Source organism: Streptomyces sp. P17 (assembly GCF_032436805.1).
Classification (GTDB): Bacteria; Actinomycetota; Actinomycetes; order Streptomycetales; family Streptomycetaceae; genus Streptomyces.
Map to the genome: position 1 here is coordinate 24,040 of NZ_JAVRBF010000042.1, position 16,415 is coordinate 40,454.

General features: G+C 71.6%; 14 protein-coding genes. 8 read left to right on the forward strand and 6 right to left on the reverse strand.

Annotated features, from left to right (window positions below; translation table 11 throughout):
* Positions 1-79: 79 nt before the first annotated feature.
* The 4 genes from RMT89_RS25805 to RMT89_RS25820 are packed head-to-tail and all read right to left on the reverse strand — an operon-like array spanning position 80 to position 4,034.
* On the reverse strand, positions 80-1,246 hold the full coding sequence (locus RMT89_RS25805) for a thiolase domain-containing protein (RefSeq protein WP_315886169.1): 1,167 nt from the start codon (positions 1,244-1,246) through the stop codon (positions 80-82).
* Positions 1,243-2,286, reverse strand: a complete 1,044-nt coding sequence (locus RMT89_RS25810) for a thiolase domain-containing protein (RefSeq protein WP_315886170.1) — start codon at positions 2,284-2,286, stop codon at positions 1,243-1,245. Before RMT89_RS25810 ends, RMT89_RS25805 begins: the two co-directional genes overlap by 4 nt.
* Positions 2,283-3,224, reverse strand: a complete 942-nt coding sequence (locus RMT89_RS25815) for an OB-fold domain-containing protein (RefSeq protein WP_315886171.1) — start codon at positions 3,222-3,224, stop codon at positions 2,283-2,285. The genes RMT89_RS25810 and RMT89_RS25815 overlap by 4 nt, the downstream gene beginning before the upstream one ends.
* A 9-nt stretch (positions 3,225-3,233) precedes the next feature.
* Positions 3,234-4,034, reverse strand: a complete 801-nt coding sequence (locus RMT89_RS25820; RefSeq protein WP_315886172.1) for a crotonase/enoyl-CoA hydratase family protein — start codon at positions 4,032-4,034, stop codon at positions 3,234-3,236.
* Between the two features lie 165 nt (positions 4,035-4,199).
* Between RMT89_RS25820 and RMT89_RS25825 the strand changes: the two genes are divergently transcribed.
* From RMT89_RS25825 to RMT89_RS25845, 5 genes are all read left to right on the forward strand, one after another.
* Positions 4,200-5,801 carry an acyl-CoA synthetase gene (locus RMT89_RS25825; RefSeq protein WP_315886173.1) on the forward strand — a complete coding sequence of 534 codons (1,602 nt, stop codon included), beginning with the start codon at positions 4,200-4,202 and terminating at the stop codon, positions 5,799-5,801.
* A 160-nt stretch (positions 5,802-5,961) separates the two neighbouring features.
* Complete coding sequence (locus RMT89_RS25830; protein WP_315886174.1) at positions 5,962-8,607, forward strand: LuxR C-terminal-related transcriptional regulator; 2,646 nt, start codon at positions 5,962-5,964, stop codon at positions 8,605-8,607.
* Between the two features lie 128 nt (positions 8,608-8,735).
* Complete coding sequence (locus RMT89_RS25835; RefSeq protein ID WP_315886175.1) at positions 8,736-10,358, forward strand: MFS transporter; 1,623 nt, start codon at positions 8,736-8,738, stop codon at positions 10,356-10,358.
* A complete protein-coding gene (locus RMT89_RS25840; protein WP_315886212.1) occupies positions 10,358-10,858 on the forward strand; it encodes a hypothetical protein in 501 nt (166 codons plus the stop codon). Before RMT89_RS25835 ends, RMT89_RS25840 begins: the two co-directional genes overlap by 1 nt.
* A gap of 118 nt (positions 10,859-10,976) precedes the next feature.
* On the forward strand, positions 10,977-11,174 hold the full coding sequence (locus RMT89_RS25845; protein WP_315886176.1) for a hypothetical protein: 198 nt from the start codon (positions 10,977-10,979) through the stop codon (positions 11,172-11,174).
* Positions 11,175-11,189: 15 nt separating this feature from the next.
* Here RMT89_RS25845 and RMT89_RS25850 read toward each other — a convergent pair whose 3' ends face one another.
* On the reverse strand, positions 11,190-12,596 hold the full coding sequence (locus tag RMT89_RS25850; RefSeq protein ID WP_315886177.1) for a DUF2252 domain-containing protein: 1,407 nt from the start codon (positions 12,594-12,596) through the stop codon (positions 11,190-11,192).
* Between the two features lie 157 nt (positions 12,597-12,753).
* On the opposite strand from RMT89_RS25850, the gene RMT89_RS25855 reads away from it, so the two are divergent.
* From RMT89_RS25855 to RMT89_RS25865, 3 genes are all read left to right on the forward strand, one after another.
* On the forward strand, positions 12,754-13,344 hold the full coding sequence (locus RMT89_RS25855) for a DUF308 domain-containing protein (RefSeq protein WP_315886178.1): 591 nt from the start codon (positions 12,754-12,756) through the stop codon (positions 13,342-13,344).
* 78 nt (positions 13,345-13,422) lie between these two features.
* Positions 13,423-13,896: an SHOCT domain-containing protein gene (locus RMT89_RS25860; protein WP_315886179.1), complete on the forward strand. Its 474-nt coding sequence runs from the start codon at positions 13,423-13,425 to the stop codon at positions 13,894-13,896.
* 164 nt (positions 13,897-14,060) lie between these two features.
* The gene (locus RMT89_RS25865; protein WP_315886180.1) at positions 14,061-15,794 is read left to right on the forward strand and encodes a sulfatase; all 1,734 of its coding nucleotides are present in this window, start codon (positions 14,061-14,063) and stop codon (positions 15,792-15,794) included.
* On the opposite strand, the gene RMT89_RS25870 is transcribed toward RMT89_RS25865, so the two are convergent.
* Positions 15,754-16,371: an alpha/beta fold hydrolase gene (locus tag RMT89_RS25870; RefSeq protein ID WP_399498485.1), complete on the reverse strand. Its 618-nt coding sequence runs from the start codon at positions 16,369-16,371 to the stop codon at positions 15,754-15,756. The genes RMT89_RS25865 and RMT89_RS25870 overlap by 41 nt on opposite strands.
* Positions 16,372-16,415 lie beyond the last annotated feature (44 nt).

A 16,415-nucleotide genomic window follows, 5' to 3' on the forward strand; every position in this document is an offset into this window, starting at 1 on the left:
GGTTCGTCGTCCGCGGCCAGCCTAGCGATCGGTCCGGGGTGCCAACAGGCCACGTGAGGGGGACCTTTGCGGAGTGCTCTCACGAGTCGGGGGGCTCGGCTCCCACGAGCCACATGGAGAAGAACTGCGAGCCCCCGCCGTAGGCGTGCCCCAGGGCCCTGCGGGCGTCCGCGACCTGGTGTTCCCCGGCCTGTCCGCGCACCTGGAGGGCGGCCTCCGCGAACCGGATCATGCCGGATGCGCCGATCGGATTGGAGGACAGGACACCGCCCGACATGTTGACGGGCAGGTCGCCGTCGAGTTCGGTCACCCCTGCCTCGGTGAGCTTCCAGCCCTCGCCCTCGGCGGCGAAGCCGAGGTTCTCCAGCCACATCGGCTCGTACCAGGAGAACGGCACGTACATCTCGACGGCGTCGATGTCCCGGCGCGGGTCGGCGATGCCGGCCTGCCGGTAGACGTCGGCGGCGCAGTCCTTGCCGGCCTGCGGTGACACCGCGTCCTTGCCCGCGAAGAGGGTGGGCTCGCTGCGCATCGCGCCGCCGTGCATCCAGGCGGGCGGCCGGGGTGCGCGGGCGGCTCCGGCGCGGTCGCTGAGGATCATGGCGCAGGCGCCGTCGGAGGAGGGGCAGGTCTCCGAGTAGCGGATGGGATCCCACAGCATGGGCGAGGCCTGGACCTTCTCCAGGGTGATGTCGTGCTCGTGGAGGTGGGCGTAGGGGTTCTTCAGGGCGTTGCGCCGGTCCTTGTAGGCGACGAGGGAGCCGATGGTGTCGGGGGCGCCGCTGCGGCGCATGTACGCGCGCACGTGCGGGGCGAAGAAGCCGCCGGCGCCGGCGAGCAGCGGCTGCTGGAAGGGGATCGGCAGGGACAGGCCCCACATCGCGTTGGACTCGGACTGTTTCTCGAAGGCGCAGGTCAGTACCGTGCCGTGGACGCGGGAGGCGACGAGGTTCGCCGCGACCAGCGCGGTGGAGCCGCCGACCGAGCCGGCGGTGTGCACCCGCAGCATGGGTTTGCCCACCGCGCCGAGCGCGTCGGCGAGATACAGCTCGGGCATCATGACGCCCTCGAAGAAGTCGGGCGCCTTGCCGATCACGACGGCATCGACGTCGGCCCAGGTCAACTCGGCGTCGTCCAGGGCCCTTTGGGACGCCTCGCGCACCAGTCCGGCGATGGACATGTCCCGGCGCGCCGCCACATGTTTGGTCTGGCCGATCCCGACGACGGCCACGGGTTCCTTGCTCATCGCGGATCCCCTTCCAGTACGGCGACCAGGTTCTGTTGCAGACAGGGGCCGGAGGTGGCGTGGCCGAGGGCCCGGTCGGACTCGCCGCGGTGGATACGGGCGGCGGCCTCACCGATGCGGATCAGCCCGGCGGCCATCACCGGGTTGGCGGCGAGGGCGCCGCCGGAGGGGTTGACACGCACGGTGTCGTCGAGGCGGAGCGCCTTGCGCAGGACGACCTCCTGGGCGGTGAACGGCGCGTGCAGCTCGGCGGTGTCGACGGGCCGTTCGAAGGCGCCTGCCTTCTCGGCGGCGAGGCGGGTCGAGGGTGAGTCGGTCAGGTCGCGGACGCCGAGCGAGTGGGCCTCGATGCGGTGGTCGATGCCCCGGATCCAGGCGGGGCGGGCGCACAGGTCCCGGGCGCGGTCACCGGCGGCGAGGATGACGGCGGCGGCGCCGTCGCCGATGGGCGGGCAGTCGCCGGTGCGCAAGGGCCGTACGCGATAGTCCCCTTGGGGCACCGGGCCTCGTAGCTGTGCGTGCGGGTTGTCGGTCGCGCGGCTGCGGGCGGCGATCGTCGCGAGCTGGGGTTCGTCGGTCTCGCCCGCGTCGATGAGGGCCTGGGCCTGGAGGGCGGCGAGGGCTATCGAGTCCGGCCACAGGGGGGCGACGTAGTACGGGTCGAGCTGGCGGGTGAGGACGTCGCGCAGGGAACCCGGGGAGGACTTGCCGTAGGAGTAGACGAGGGCGGTGTCGGCGTCGCCGGTGAGGAGTTTGGTCCAGGCCTCGTACAGGGCCCAGGCGCCGTCCATCTCGACGTGCGACTCGGAGATCGGGGGCCAGGCGCCCACGCCGTCGAGGGCGAGGGTGAAGGAGAAGGCGCGCCCTGCGAGGTAGTCGCTGGAGCCCGAGCAGGTGAAGCCGATGTCGGCGGTCTTCAGCCCGGTCCGGTCGAGGACCTCGTGCAGGACCGGCATCAGCATCTCGACCTCGGAGCGGTCGTCGCTGGTGCGGCGGTGGTCGGTCTGGGCGAAGGCGACGACGGCGATCTCGCGGGTCACAGCAGCTCCCTGTAGGTGTCGTAGTCCGCGTCGGGCTCGCCGGTCGGCCGGTAGTGGTCGGGGAAGCGGGAACCCTCGGTCCACACCGGTTCCACCCGCAGCCCCATACGGACCTGGTCGTAGGGGATGCCGGCGATCCGGCCGTGCAGGGCGAGGCCGGCGCCGTCGAGGGCGATGTGGGCGTAGACGTACGGGACTTCGATGTCGAGGTTCTTCGCCTTGATGTTGACGATGCAGAAGGTCGTGACCGTGCCGTGCGGGCCGACTTCGACCTGTTCCGAGGTGGCGACCCCGCAGGTGGGGCAGGCGCCTCGGGGCGGGACGTACACCTTGCGGCAGGACGGGCAGCGTTCGCCGACGTTGCGGCGCTCTGCGAGGGCGTTGATGTAGGCGCTCTGGGCGCGTCCTGGCGTGTAGGTGTAGTCGAGCCGGGCGTGGGCGACGATGCCGGTGACCATGTTCTCGAACTGACCGGAGTGGCCGCCGGGTTGGGCGGGATCGCCGTCGTACGGCTCGAAGCAGGCGATGTCGGTGATGGCGCCGGTGCGTTCCTCGGCCCAGCGGACGCGGACGCGCAGACCGGTGCGGACGGCGTCCGGGCCGGGGGCGTCGAGGGCGTGCAGAAGGGCGGTGTCGGCGCCGTCGAGGCGGACCAGGGCCCAGGCGAAGGGGGTGTCCAGGGGCTGGCCGCGGCGGGGTTCGTGGTTCCAGGCCCAGGTGGTGACGGTGCCGGTGGGGGCGACCTCGGCCAGGTCGCGGAGCTCCTCGGCGGTGACCGGGTCGTACTCGACGGGTGGGACGAGGGTGCGGCCGTCGGTGGTGCGCACCCCGAGGACGACACGTTCGCGCAGTCCGGTGAGGAAGGCGCTCTGGACGGGGCCGAGGGAGCGGGTGAAGGGGAACTCGACGACGAGGGGGGCTTTGAGGACTTCGGGCATGGGGGCTCCTCAGGCGCGCTTGTAGTGGGGCGGTCGCTTCTCCGCGAAGGCGCGGGCGCCCTCCTTGGCGTCGGCGGTGTCGAAGACCGGCCAGCCGCGCTTGAGTTCGGCGGCGAGGCCCTCGGTCTCGGTCAGCTCGGCGGTCTCGTACACCGACGCCTTGACGGCCTCGACGGCGAGCGGGCCGCAGGCGTTGATCTGTTCGGCGATCTCCAGTGCCTTGGTGAGAGCGGTGCCGTCGGGGACGACATGGCCGATCAGGCCGATACCGGCGGCCTCTTGAGCGCTGTAGGGCCGGCCGGTGAGCAGCATTTCCAGGGCGTGGGTGCGCGGGATCTGGCGTTGCAGCCGGACCGTGGAGCCGCCGATCGGGAACAGGCCCCGTTTGACCTCGAAGAGGCCGAAGGTCGCGGATGCCCCGGCGACCCGGATGTCGGTGCCCTGGAGGATCTCGGTGCCGCCGGCCACGCAGTACCCCTCGACGGCGGCGATCACCGGTTTGCGCGGGCGGTGGTGGCGCAGCATGGCCTTCCAGTGCAGGTCGGGGTCGGCGGTGAGCCGGTCGCGGTAGCGCTCGCCCGCCATGCCCTTCCCCGCGAGGGCCTTGAGGTCCATGCCCGCACAGAACGCGCCGCCCGCGCCGGTCAGCACGATCGAGCGGACGGAGTCGTCCTCGTCGGCCTCGATCCAGCCGTCGAACAGGCCGACGAGCATGGGCAGCGACAGCGCGTTCTTGGCCTCGGGCCGATTCAGTGTGAGCACGAGTGTGGCGCCCTCGCGGCGCACGGTGAGGTGTTCGGTTCCACCCATCGCCCGTCTCCCCTCTTGAGAACGAGAACAGGTTGCAGGAGGCGACGGAGCACTTCAAGAGTTTTCTGACAGACAGTCAGATTTGTTGTGCGCGGAGTCTTCACAGTCGAGCCGCCCTTTGCTCTGATGACCGGCAACCGAGGGGCAGCGAGGTCAGGAGGAGCGGTGGAGTACAACCTTGCCGACCTGTTCGAGTCGGTCGTGGACGTGGTGCCGGACCGCGAGGCGCTGGTGTACCTCGACCACCCGGGCACGGGCGCGGAGCGCCGGCTGACGTACGCCGAGCTGGACGCGGCGGCCAACCGGATCGGGCACCATCTGCTGGACAGCGGGATCCGCCCCGGTGAGCACCTCGGGCTGCACCTCTACAACGGCGTCGAGTACCTCCAGACCGTGCTCGGCTGCCTCAAGGCGCGGATCGTGCCGGTCAACGTCAACTACCGGTATGTGGAAGAGGAGTTGGTCTACCTCTACCGGGACGCCGATCTGGTGGCGGTCGTCTTCGACGCCGAGTTCGAGGGCCGGGTGGCGGTGGCTCGGCCGCGGGCTCCGATGCTCCGGCATCTGGTGCGGGTGGGGGGCGGTTCGCTCGGCGTGCCATTCGCCGAGGCCGAGGCGGCGGGCTCACCTGAGCGGGGGTTCCCGGCGCGGTCGGGCGACGACCAGTTCATCATCTACACCGGCGGCACCACGGGGATGCCCAAGGGAGTCATGTGGCGCCAGGAGGACCTGTTCTTCGCGGGGCTCGGCGGCGGGGCGCCGACCGGCGAGCCGGTCAAGAAGCCCGAGGAGCTCGCCGAGCGGGTCGCGGCCGGCGGGTCCGGGATCACCTTCTTCCCCGCTCCCCCGCTGATGCACGGCACCTCCACCCTCACCGCGTTCATCGGCTTCAATTTCGGTCAACGGGTCGTGCTGCACCGCAAGTTCGTGCCCGAGGAGGTGCTGCGCACGATCGAGAAGGAGAAGGTCACCAGCATGTCGCTGGTCGGCGACGCGATGCTGCGGCCGCTCATCGACGCGCTCAGTGGGCCGCTGAAGGGCACGGACTGCTCGTCGATGTTCAGCGTCTCCTCGTCCGGGGCGATCATGTCGGAGACCGTGCGCCGGCAGTTCCTGGAGCTCGTGCCGAACGTGATGCTGCTGAACAACTTCGGCTCCTCCGAGTCCGGCTTCAACGGTACGGCCACCGAGGACGCGGGCCCCGAGCGCGGCTTCCGGATCCGCGTCAACTCCCGTACACAGGTCGTCGATCCGGCCACACGGAAGCCGATCGGTGTCGGCGAGGTGGGCCGGGTCGCCCAGTGCGGGCACGTGCCGCTCGGCTACTACAACGACCCCGCCAAGACCGCCGAGACCTTCTTCGAGAAGGACGGGCAGCGGTGGGTGCTGCTCGGGGACATGGCGACCGTTGACGAGGAGGGCGTCGTGACCGTCCTCGGCCGCGGTTCGCAGTGCATCAACACCGGTGGCGAGAAGGTGTACCCGGAGGAGGTGGAGCAGGCACTGAAGTCCCATCCGGACGTGTACGACGCGCTGGTCGCCGGGGTGCCGGACACGAAGTGGGGCCACCATGTGGCGGCCGTCGTCCAGCTCCGCGAGGGCGCGGACCGGCCCTCCCTTGAGGACATCCAGACGCACTGCCGCTCCCATCTCGCCGGGTACAAGATCCCCCGCCAGCTGGTCGTCACGGACGCCATCCGCCGCTCGCCGAGCGGGAAGGCGGACTACCGGTGGGCTCGGGAGGTGGCAGGAGCGGCGCAGGGTTGACGACGGGCGGCTGTGAGGCCCGTTCCGGCGCTGGTCACTGGCCTGAACGGGCCTGTGGTGAGGCCGTGCGGCCGTCGCACCGCGTGCCAAGGCATGGCGGACCTGGGATTCTGATGAAGGAGCACTGACCATGGCCTGACGGATGGTGGTGGTGGTCGGCATGGTTGCGGTTGAACCGGGCGAGCCAGTCACACCAGCCTCCGGGGTCGATCCCGTGGGCGCGCCCTATCTGCCCGGGCGGTTCGCCATCCCGGCCAGGCCCCCCACCTTCCTGCGCCGCGGGCGTCTGCAGCGCCACCTCGACCTGGGCCGGACGACGCCGTTGACCATGGTCAACGGGGCCGCCGGGGCGGGCAAGACCCTGCTGGTCGCCGACTGGGCCGCGAGTCTGGACGGGCCGGTCGTCTGGCTCACCGCCGACGCCGGCCAGACACCCGGCCTGTTCTGGGCCTATCTGCTGGAGGCCCTGCACCACCGGGACGTGCTCGCTCCCGCCGAGGTCGGCTTCCCGGCGGACGCGCACCGGGTGGACCGCAAGCTGCTGGCCCGCCTCGCCGTCGGCCTCGCGGCCCGGGAGCGGCCCGTGGTCGTCGTACTCGACGAGTTCGAGCGGGTGACCGGCCCCGCCGTCAGCGAGCAGGTGGAGTTCGTCCTGCGGCACGCCTGGCCCGGCCTGCGCCTGGTGCTCGTCACCCGCACCGAGCCCCTGCTGCCGCTGCACCGGTACCGCGCGGCAGGCACCCTCACCGAGGTCCGCAACGCCGACCTGGCCTTCACGCCGGGGGAGGCGGTCGGTCTGCTCGGGCTGCACGGTCTGGATCTGTCCGTGGACGCGGCGGGTGCGCTGGTGGAGCGGACCGGGGGCTGGGCGGCGGGCCTGCGGCTGTGCGCCCTGGCCGCGCAGAAGGCCGATGACGCCGAGACCTGTCTCAAGGAGTTCGAGGCCGGGCACAGTACGGTCGCCGACTATCTGCTCGACGAGGTGCTCAAGCGGCAGCCTGCCGAGACGCAGGACCTGCTGCTGCGCGTCAGCGTTCTGGAACGGTTCTCCGCCGCTCTCGCGAACACCCTCACGGGCCGGTCGGACGCCGGGCCGATCCTGAACGAACTGCGCCGCCAGAACGCCTTCGTGGAGTCGCTGGGGCACTCGTGGTACCGGCTGCACCCCCTGTTCGGCGAGATCCTGCGCTCCTACCTGGAAGTGACCCGGCCCGGTCTGCGTCCCCGGCTCCATCGCCGGGCGGCACGGTGGCTGCGCGCCTCCGGGTACCTCCCGGAGGCGCTGGCCCATGGCGCCGCCGCGGGCGACTGGGAGTTCACCGCCGGCGCACTGGTCGACGACCTGGCCATCGGGCAGCTCTTCACCGGCCTGCGCGCCGAGGGCCTGGCCGACCTGTTCTCCCGTATGGCCCCCGAGAACACGAGCCCCGCCGCCGAACTCGTCCGGGCGGCCCGCGCGCTGACCCACCACGACGTCGACCGAGCTCTGACCCACCTGCATCACGCCGAGCAGACCCTGGCCGACGAGGCGTCCGACCCGGCCGCGGCCCAGCTCAGCTGCGCCCTCCTGGAGGCCCACGCGGCCCGGCTGACCGGCGCCCCGGGCCGGGCGGAGAAGGCGGCCAGGTCGGCCCGGCACCTCCAGGGCGACGTGCCTGCCCGGCTCCTCGAACAGCATCCCGAGCTCAACGCCCTGCTGTTGACCCACCTGGGCACGACTCAGCTGTGGGCCGGGCGGTTCCAGGACGCGCGCGACGCCCTGGACGCCGTCGTCACCTGCCCCACCGGTGCCGCGACGGCACTGCCCCGCCAGGAGAGCCTGAGCCACCTCGCGCTGATCGACTATCTCGACGGCTGGCTCGACCGGGCCGAATCCAAGGCGCTCGCCGCGCATACCGAGACCGAGCGGTACGGGCTGCCCCCGTCGGCGGGGTCGGGCGTGGGCCACCTGGTCCGGGCCGCCGTAGCCGTCGAGCGCGATGAACTGGAGGAGGCCCAGTACCTCCTCGACGAGGCGGCTGGATGCGTTACGGCGGCACAGGGCGACCCGGTGACAGCGGCGGGCCGGGCCCTCACTACGGCACGGCTGCGCCTGGCGCAGGGGGACGCACCCGCTGCTCTCGCCGCGGCCGAGCCCGCCATCGCCGCGGACGTGGTCTCCCCCTGGGTGCGTAGCGGGGTGGCCGCCATCGTCTGCGCCGCCCATCTCGCCGAAGGCCACCCCGAGACGGCCGTGCGGGCGATGCTCGAAGCTCCGGACGACCACGCTTCCTGCACGGTCGAGACGGCACGGGCCCTGCTCGCCGCGGGACGTCCCGGCCCGGCGCTCGACCTGCTCGACGCCCTGCCACCCGAGGACGGTGCCGGTCCCGCCGTCACCGTGCCGGCCCTGCTGGTCCGCGCGCAGGCCTGCGACCAGGCCGGGGACCCGGAGACCGCCCGGCGGATCCTCACCCGGGCGCTCCTGGACGCCCGCCGGGAACGGCTGCGCAGGCCGTTCCTGGACGCCGGGTCCTGGCTGCTGCGGCTGCTGGGTGCGGGGCCGGAGGGACTCGCCGAGGGCTGGCCGCTGCGGGGCCGCGACCTGCCCGGCGCGACCGGGCCCCTCGTCGTGGAGGAGCTCAGCGCCCGCGAGCACGACGTCCTGGTACGGCTCGCGCAGCTGATGTCCACCGAGGAGATCGCGGCCGACCTCTTTGTCTCCGTCAACACGGTCAAGACCCACCTCAAGGGCGTCTTCCGCAAGCTGGCCGTGAACCGGCGCAGCGCGGCGGTGCGGCGGGCACGGGAGCTGGGCCTGCTGTGACCGGCGTCCCGGGCCTCCCCCAGGGCGGGTGAGGCGTCCCCCTGGTCGCGTCGGGTGCCATGGGAGTGGTGGCCGGACAGTCGAGGCCGCCGCCCGGCCGACCGGCCCGAATTTCTGCGAGGTGGCACGTGGCGCACTGGCGGGCTCTGATCGTGCTCGGCGCGGCCCAGTTCCTGATGGTCCTGGACACCGCCGTCATGAACGTCTCGATCAGCCAGCTGGTCGAGGACTTCGACACCGAGGTCACCGCCATCCAGGGCGTCATCACGCTCTACGCGCTGATGATGGCCGCGTTCATGGCCGTCGGCGCCAAGCTGGGCGACATCCTGGGCCGCCGTCGGCTGTTCCTGCTGGGACTGGTCGTCTACGGCGTCGGATCGGGGATCACGGCGGCGGCACCGAGCGTGTGGGTGCTGGCGATCGGCTGGTCGGTCATCGAGGGACTCGGCGCGGCCCTGGTGCTGCCGGCCATGGCGGCGCTGGTCGCGGAGTCCTACCGGGACCGGGAGCGCGCCGTCGCCTACGGCGTCATCGGCGGCCTCGCCGGTGCGGGCATCGCGGTGGGGCCGCTGCTCGGCGGCTGGGTGACGACGTATCTCACCTGGCGGCTGGTCTTCGCCGGCGAGGTCGTGCTCGTGGTGGCCATGCTGTTGTGCCGCCGGATGATCACGGAGGCTCCCCGGAGGGGTCCCCGCCCCGGCATGGACGCCGTCGGCGCGACGTTGTCCGCGAGCGGCCTCGCACTCGGCGTCCTCGGCGTGCTGCAGAGCGGCACCTGGGGCTGGGTCCAGCCCAGGAACCCGCCGTTCACCCTCTTCGGCTTCGCCCCGACGATGTTCGTCATCGGTGCCTCGGCGCTCGTCCTGGGCGCCTTCGTCCGATGGGAGCACCGGCGTACCGCCCGGCGCCGGGATCCGCTGGTGCACCTGGCGTTGCTGGAGCGGCCCGTCCTGCGCGCCGGGCTGCTGACGATGCTCAGCCAGAACCTCATCCTCCTGGGACTGTTCTTCGCCATCCCGCTCTACTTGCAGGTCGTTCAGGGCTTCGACGCCTTCGAGACCGGGCTGCGGCTCATGCCGGTCTCGGTCACCATGCTCGTCGCCTCCCTGGGCGCCTCCCGCTTCGCGCGCCGGGTCGCGCCACGCACCCTGGTCAGGGCGGCCCTGCTGACCCTGGCGGCGGCCATCGTCTGGCTGCTGGCCACCATCGATCCGAAGATCGACGACGCCCAGTTCGCCGGGGCCATGGCCCTGCTGGGCCTCGGGATGGGCCTGCTGGTCTCGCAGTTGGGCAATGTCGTCCAGTCCAGCGCCGCCGAGGAGGAGCGCAGCGAGGTCGGCGGGTTGCAGTACACCGCCCAGAACCTGGGTTCGGCGCTGGGGACGGCGCTGATCGGGTCGCTGCTCATCGGCGCGCTGGCCCACGCCTTCACGGCACACGTCGAGGAGGACACGCGGTTGTCGGAGCAGGCACGGCAGCAGACGAGCGTCGCCCTGGAGGCCGGGGTCTCCTTCGTGCCCACCGACCAGGTGCGGTCGGCGGCCGAGCGGGCCGGGCTGCCGCCCGCCGAGGTGGACGCCGTGGCCGACTCCTATGCCTCGGCGCAGTTGCAGGGCCTGAAGGCGGCCATCCTCGCGGCCGGCGGGGTCACCCTGGCGAGCTTCCTGATCACCTCTCGGCTGCCGGGGCGCGCCGACGCCGTGCAGCCGCCGGGTGCCGACGCCCCCACCGGTGAGGAGCACGTCCGGTGATGCGCCCGGCGGCCGACAGGGCGGAGCGACAAGGGCACGCCGATTTCACCGGAGGCGTCTACGGATCGCTGCTCGCCGCCTCCGTGGTGCTCGGCGCCGGTTCGCTCGGGCAATTCCCCCGGGTGGAGCTGGTCGTGCTGCTGCTCCTGACCGGGACGGTGTTCTGGCTCGCGCACGTGCACGCCAAGCTCTTCGGGGAGCGGCTGGCGCGCCAGGCCCTGGACCGCCGGGAAGTGCTGAACGTGTGCCGCGAGGAATGGCCGATCCTGCGGGCCACCCTCCCGCCCGCCCTCGCCGTCACCGTCAGCCCGCTGCTGGGCCTGGACGTGAAAGGCGCCGTCTGGCTGGCGCTCGGTCTCGCCGTCGCGGGTCAGGTGGGCTGGTCGGTGCGAGGGGCCCGGCGGGCGGGGGCCTCCTTGCGGCTGGTGATCGTCACCGCGTCGGTCAATCTGTTGCTCGGCCTGCTGATCGTCGCCGTCAAGCTCGTGCTGAAGCACTGAGTGAGGCATACGCGCGCGGTATCACCTTTGCCGGGTGAGGACGGGTCGCACCGTGGGCCGGAGTATCGGAGTGCGGGGTGCAGTCCGCCCGCCCCACGCCTTTCGCGGGAGAACGGCCATGCGCTATGAGATCCGCGTCGACGGGCAGATGTCGGAGACGCTCGCCAAGTCCTTTCCGGAGCTGAACCATGTGGTGATGGCCGGTCAGACGATCCTGTTCGGCTCGGTGATCGACGAGGCGCATCTCTACGGTCTGGTGGCCCGCTGCCAGTCACTGGGCCTGCGGATCGTGGAGATGCGCCCACAGCCGCAGTAGGACGGCCCCCGCCTCTCACAGGGTCCGGGCGGTCACCCGGCCGGAGCGGACGGCCGTGGCCAGTGTCTCGAAGTCCCGCTCGTTCTGGTCCGCGTAGCTCTGGGCGAACCGGGTGAGGGCGCGCTCGAAGCGGTCACTGCCGCCGAGGTAGGCGGTGACGGCGAGGGGGTCGCCGGATCGGGCGTGCGCGCGGGCCAGGGAGGCCCCGCACACCTGGGCGAAGAGCTCAAGCAGCCGCGGCCCCATGGTGTCGGGGCGGGCGATGCCCTTCCAGTCCCGCAGTTGCCGTACATAGAAGTCCCGGCCGCGGCCGTCGAGGCCGACGACGTGCGTCCAGCCCAGGAAGATGTCGCTGGTGGTCTGGATGAGCCGCTGCCCGCTGACCACGCGTTGGCCCTGGTTGTCGTAGTCGTCGCCGCCCGTGTGCGGGGCGAGCACCGAGCGCTGGGCCTCCTTGGCCTGGAGCAGGAGAGGATCGTCGTCGTCCCTGCCGAGCAGGAGCAGGATCCAGCAGCGGGTGCCGACGCTGCCGACGCCCACGACCTTGCGGGCCATGTCGACCAGCCGGAAGTGGCGCAGCAGATGGCGCCGCTCGGAGGACAGGCTGCCGGCGTACTGCTCGACCAGCGCCGCCAGTTCCTTCTCGTCATCGGCCTCGCCGGGGTCGGCGAGCTCGGCGAGAGGGGTGATCAGCGGTGGATCCGCCGCGATCCGGCGCCCCTCGGGCGTATTCCTGGTCAGCTGCGCGAAGGCCTGCAGATGCGTGCGGGTTCGGGCCTTCGCCGTGGCCTGTGCGGTGCGCCGTCTGGCCTTCTTGTCCATGGACGAGGCCAGCAGTTCCCTCATCCGGTCGGCGTCGTCCTGGGCGTACCAGATGTCCAGGGTGCGCATTCCGGCGAGCTCACGCATCCGCAGCCGGTAGGCCCGTACACATTCGAGGACCGCGCTGTCCTGCTCGGCGGTCGTGAAGCCGTTGGCGCGGGCGGCGATGGCGAAGCTGGCGGCCAGCCGCTTGACGTCCCATTCGAAGGGTCCGGCCAGCGTCTCGTCGAAGTCGTTGATGTCGAAGACGAGATGCCGCTCCGGCGAGGCCAGCAGCCGGAAGTTCAGCAGATGGGCGTCTCCGCAGAGCTGGACCGTGAGCCCGGTGTCCGGGGCGGCGCCCAGGTCCGCCGCCATGATCGCCGCCGCGCCGCGGTAGAAGCGGAACGGCGACTCCAGCATGCGACCGTAGCGGATGGGCACCAGGTCGGGCAGCCGAGTGGCCGACTGGGCCTCGATCACGTCGACCGGATCGGGGCGCCGGGGGCCGGGGTCGAACCGGGCCTGGGCCATGCGGGGCACGCGGGAGCGGGCCTTCCTGCCGTAGGCCGCCCGTTCCTCCGGCGCCAGCGAGAAGGAGAACGCGCTCCGTGGGGTCATGGCCGCCTCCTCGTCCGAGCCGTGTGCCGGGGTCCACTCTTGCCGCCGCCCTGTGCACGGGGATCACCCTTGACGGGTGATCCGGTCCCGGGCGGGGTGCGCGACGCTGGCCCGGTGGGAACTCCCCACACCCGTCCCGTCGGGGCGAGGAGGAGCCATGACCGAAACGCGCGCCTCGGCGCGGCCCGGCGACCCCGAGGAGGTACTCGGCCGACTCGGCAGCTCATGGACCTGGATGCTGGGCGCGGCCCTCGCCAGTTTGGTGCCGGGCATCCTGCTCCTGGTCTGGCCGGACGCCACCTTGCAGGTCGTCGCCGTCCTCTTCGGGCTGTATCTGCTGGTGACGGGCGCCTTCCGGTTCGTCGCGGTGTTCGGCCAAGAGCGCGGCGAGCGCGTGCCGGGGCTGCTGACCGCGGTGCTGTACGTACTGGCCGGGGTGCTGTGCATGCGCAACCCGCTGCAGACCATCGCCGCCCTGTCGGTGATCGTCGGCATCGTGTGGCTGGTGTCGGGGCTGCTGACCGCCTACGCGGCCCTCGCCACCCCAGGTCTGCCGCACCGGGGCGTCCTCCTCGGCACGGCCCTCCTCGGCATCGTCGCGGGCATCGTCGTGCTGGCGCTGCCGAGCGAGTCGGCGGTGGCTCTGACCAGGCTGCTGGGCCTGTGGCTGGTGCTGCTCGGCATGATGGAGCTCGCGGTCGCCTTCGCCTGGCGCTCGGCCCAACGCCGCCTCACCCCCGGGGGGTGAGGCCATCCCCCTCGTGCCGTGGGCACGCTGACGACGGACATCGACTTTCGGGCATGGGGCCCGGACGGAGGCGACAACATGAACACAGCGATGTACCTCGCGTACGACTTCCCCCTCCTGAGCACCTTCTGGGCGATGCTGTGGTTCTTCCTGTGGATCCTGTGGTTCATCCTGCTGTTCAGGATCATCGTGGACATCTTCCGCGACGACGCGCTCAGCGGCTGGGCCAAGGCGGGCTGGCTCGTCTTCGTCATCGTGCTGCCCTTCCTCGGCGTGCTCGTCTATGTGATCGCCCGGGGCAAGAACATGGGACACAGGGAGGTCGCGCAGGCGCGCGCCCAGCAGGAGGCCTTCGACTCCTACGTCCGTGAGACGGCCGGCGGCGGTCACCCCAGCAGCGCCGACGAGCTGACCAAACTGTCGCGGCTGAAGGAGAGCGGCCACATCACGGAGGAGGAGTTCCAAAGGGCCAAGCAACTGATCTTCACCGACTACGGCCCCGCCGGCGCCCGCAAGCGGCCGGAATCCGCCACTCCGGCGGCCGGCGGCTGAGGCCGGCGCAGGACGCGGCTTCCCTTCCCTGCCGTGACACGGCAGCGAAGGCCGCCGACCTCCCCTCCTCGCGCGTACCGTGTGCGTTCGACCGACGCGTCATGTGAACGGAAGACGACAGCCGACCGTACGCATGATGACGGGACGCAGGGAAGGGAACACGGGTGTCGCAAGTCACGGGCCAACTGCCGGACGCCGAGACGGAGGAGGACCAGGCCAAGGGGACGGCACAGCGCCCCGGACCACGTGGCTGGCGGCAACGGCATCCACGCGCGGCCCGGGGCGTCACCGTGACGACGACCGTGCTGGCCGGCGCCCTCGTCCTGGGCGCGCTTCTGCTGCCCAACCGCATCGAACGGCTGTCGTTCGGCGCGTTCCTGCGCATCCCCGCCGAGGGCGTCCTCCTCGCCGGTCTGCTGCTCTCGCTGCCGCCGCGGCCACGGCGAATCGCGGCGATCGTGACGGGCGCGCTCCTCGGTGTGCTCACCGTCCTCAAGTTCCTGGACATGGGCTTCTACCAGGTACTGGCCCGCCCCTTCGACCCGGTCCTGGACTGGATCCTGCTCGACGACGCGACGGACTTCCTCCGCGAGTCCTTCGGCCGCACGGGCCAAGTGCTCGCCGTGACAGGGGTATTGGCCCTCCTCGTGATCGTCCTCGTCGCGACGACGCTGGCGGCCGTGCGCCTGACCGACCTGATGGTCCGCCACCGCCCGGTCGCCGCCCGTACGACGCTCATCCTCGGCACCGCGTGGATCACCTGCGTCACGCTGGGCGTGCAGTTCACCGAGGTGCCGGTCGCCTCGAAGATCAACGCCGACTACGTCGACAACCGCGTCGAGCAGGTCCGGGCGGGACTGCGGGACGCGGAGGTCTTCGAGAAGCAGGCGGCCGTCGACGCCTTCGCCGCCACGCCGCCCGACCAGTTGCTGACCGGACTGCGCGGCAAGGACGTGCTGTTCGCGTTCATCGAAAGCTACGGACGGGTCGCGATCGACGATCCGGCGATGGCGAAGCAGATCGACTCGGTGCTCGAAGAGGGCACCGGCAGGCTGGAGTCGGCCGGATTCTCCTCGCGCAGCGCCTGGCTCAGGTCCCCGGTGACGGGGGCGGGCAGCTGGCTCGCCCACTCCACGTTCCTCTCCGGACTGTGGATCAAGAACCAGCAGCGGTACCGGACTCTGACCACCAGCGACCGCCAGACACTCGGCAGCTACTTCCGCAAGACCGGCGCATGGCGCACGGTCGGCATCGTGCCCGGGGTGCGCAGGGCCTGGCCCGAGGGGAAGTTCTTCGCCCTCGACCACATCTACGACTCCGAGCGTCTCGGCTACAACGGCCCGTACTTCAGCTGGACGCCCGTGCCCGACCAGTTCAGCCTGGAGGCCTTCGAGCGCCTGGAGCGCGGCAAGAAGGACCGCAAGCCGATCATGGCCGAGATCATCCTGGCCTCCAGCCACAACCCCTGGGCACCGGTCGCACGCATGATCGACTGGGAGGACCTCGGCGACGGCTCGGTCTTCCGCCGGATCAAGGAGGAGGGCAAGGACCCCAAGGAGGTCTGGAAGAACCCCGACAGCGTCCGCGCCGAGTACACGAACGCCATCGAGTACTCGCTGCGCAGTCTCGTCGAGTACGTCGAGCGCTACGGCGACGACGACACGGTCCTGGTCTTCCTCGGCGACCACCAGCCCGTGCCGACCGTCACCGCGGGCAGCAGGAGCAAGGACGTCCCCGTCACGATCGTCGCCCGCGACAAGAAGGTCCTGGACCGCATCTCCGACTGGGGCTGGACGGACGGCCTCAAGCCCGCCGAGGATGCCCCGCAGTGGGGCATGGACAAGTTCCGGGACCGGTTCATGACGGCGTACGGGCCAGGAACGGCACCACGACGCTGAGGAACTCGTCGGGACACGTCTCGTGCACGAGATGCCCGGCGTCGACGGTCACCAGCCCCGCGCCGCGAATGGCGGCGGCGACCGCGGCGACCTGGTCCTGCGGGATCGTCCTGCTGGGCCCGCCCCCGATCACCAGCGTCGGAACGGCGATGCGCCCCATGTGCTCCCACCACAGGGGATCGGGCGCGTTGCGCTGCCGGTCGGTCGCCAGCACCATGGCCCAGTCGAACGGCAGGTCACCATCGGGCCGTTCGGCCTCAGGTCGTGGCGGGTCGGGGGGAAGGGGCGACGGTACGTCCTCCAGGACGAGGCGTCGTACGAGTCCGGGCGCCCGCTGGGCGAGAAGAAGGACGACGGTGCCGCCCAGCGAGTGCCCGATGACGTCGGCGCGCTCGATGCCGAGCACCGTGAGGAAGTCCCGGATGTCGTCGCGCATCGCCTCGCACGCGTACGTGCCGGCCCACTCGCTGCGGCCGTGCCCGCGCAGATCAGGGGCGTACATGCGACGCGGCCCCCGTGCGAGCCGCTCGGCGACCGGCGTCCAGTCCGAGCCGTCGGCGCCGCGGCAGTGCAACAGGACGACGGGCGGAGCCTCTTCGGGCCCCCGGTCGGCATGGCGCC

Bases quoted from the DNA above. Each gene is read 5' to 3' on its own strand.
- RMT89_RS25805 (WP_315886169.1), bottom strand. From the start codon at position 1,246: ATGAGCAAGGAACCCGTGGCCGTCGTCGGGATCGGCCAGACCAAACAT.
- RMT89_RS25815 (WP_315886171.1), bottom strand. From the start codon at position 3,224: ATGCCCGAAGTCCTCAAAGCCCCCCTCGTCGTCGAGTTCCCCTTCACC.
- RMT89_RS25820 (WP_315886172.1), bottom strand. From the start codon at position 4,034: ATGGGTGGAACCGAACACCTCACCGTGCGCCGCGAGGGCGCCACACTC.
- RMT89_RS25830 (WP_315886174.1), top strand. From the start codon at position 5,962: ATGGTTGCGGTTGAACCGGGCGAGCCAGTCACACCAGCCTCCGGGGTC.
- RMT89_RS25840 (WP_315886212.1), top strand. From the start codon at position 10,358: ATGCGCCCGGCGGCCGACAGGGCGGAGCGACAAGGGCACGCCGATTTC.
- RMT89_RS25845 (WP_315886176.1), top strand. From the start codon at position 10,977: ATGCGCTATGAGATCCGCGTCGACGGGCAGATGTCGGAGACGCTCGCC.
- RMT89_RS25850 (WP_315886177.1), bottom strand. From the start codon at position 12,596: ATGACCCCACGGAGCGCGTTCTCCTTCTCGCTGGCGCCGGAGGAACGG.
- RMT89_RS25855 (WP_315886178.1), top strand. From the start codon at position 12,754: ATGACCGAAACGCGCGCCTCGGCGCGGCCCGGCGACCCCGAGGAGGTA.
- RMT89_RS25860 (WP_315886179.1), top strand. From the start codon at position 13,423: ATGAACACAGCGATGTACCTCGCGTACGACTTCCCCCTCCTGAGCACC.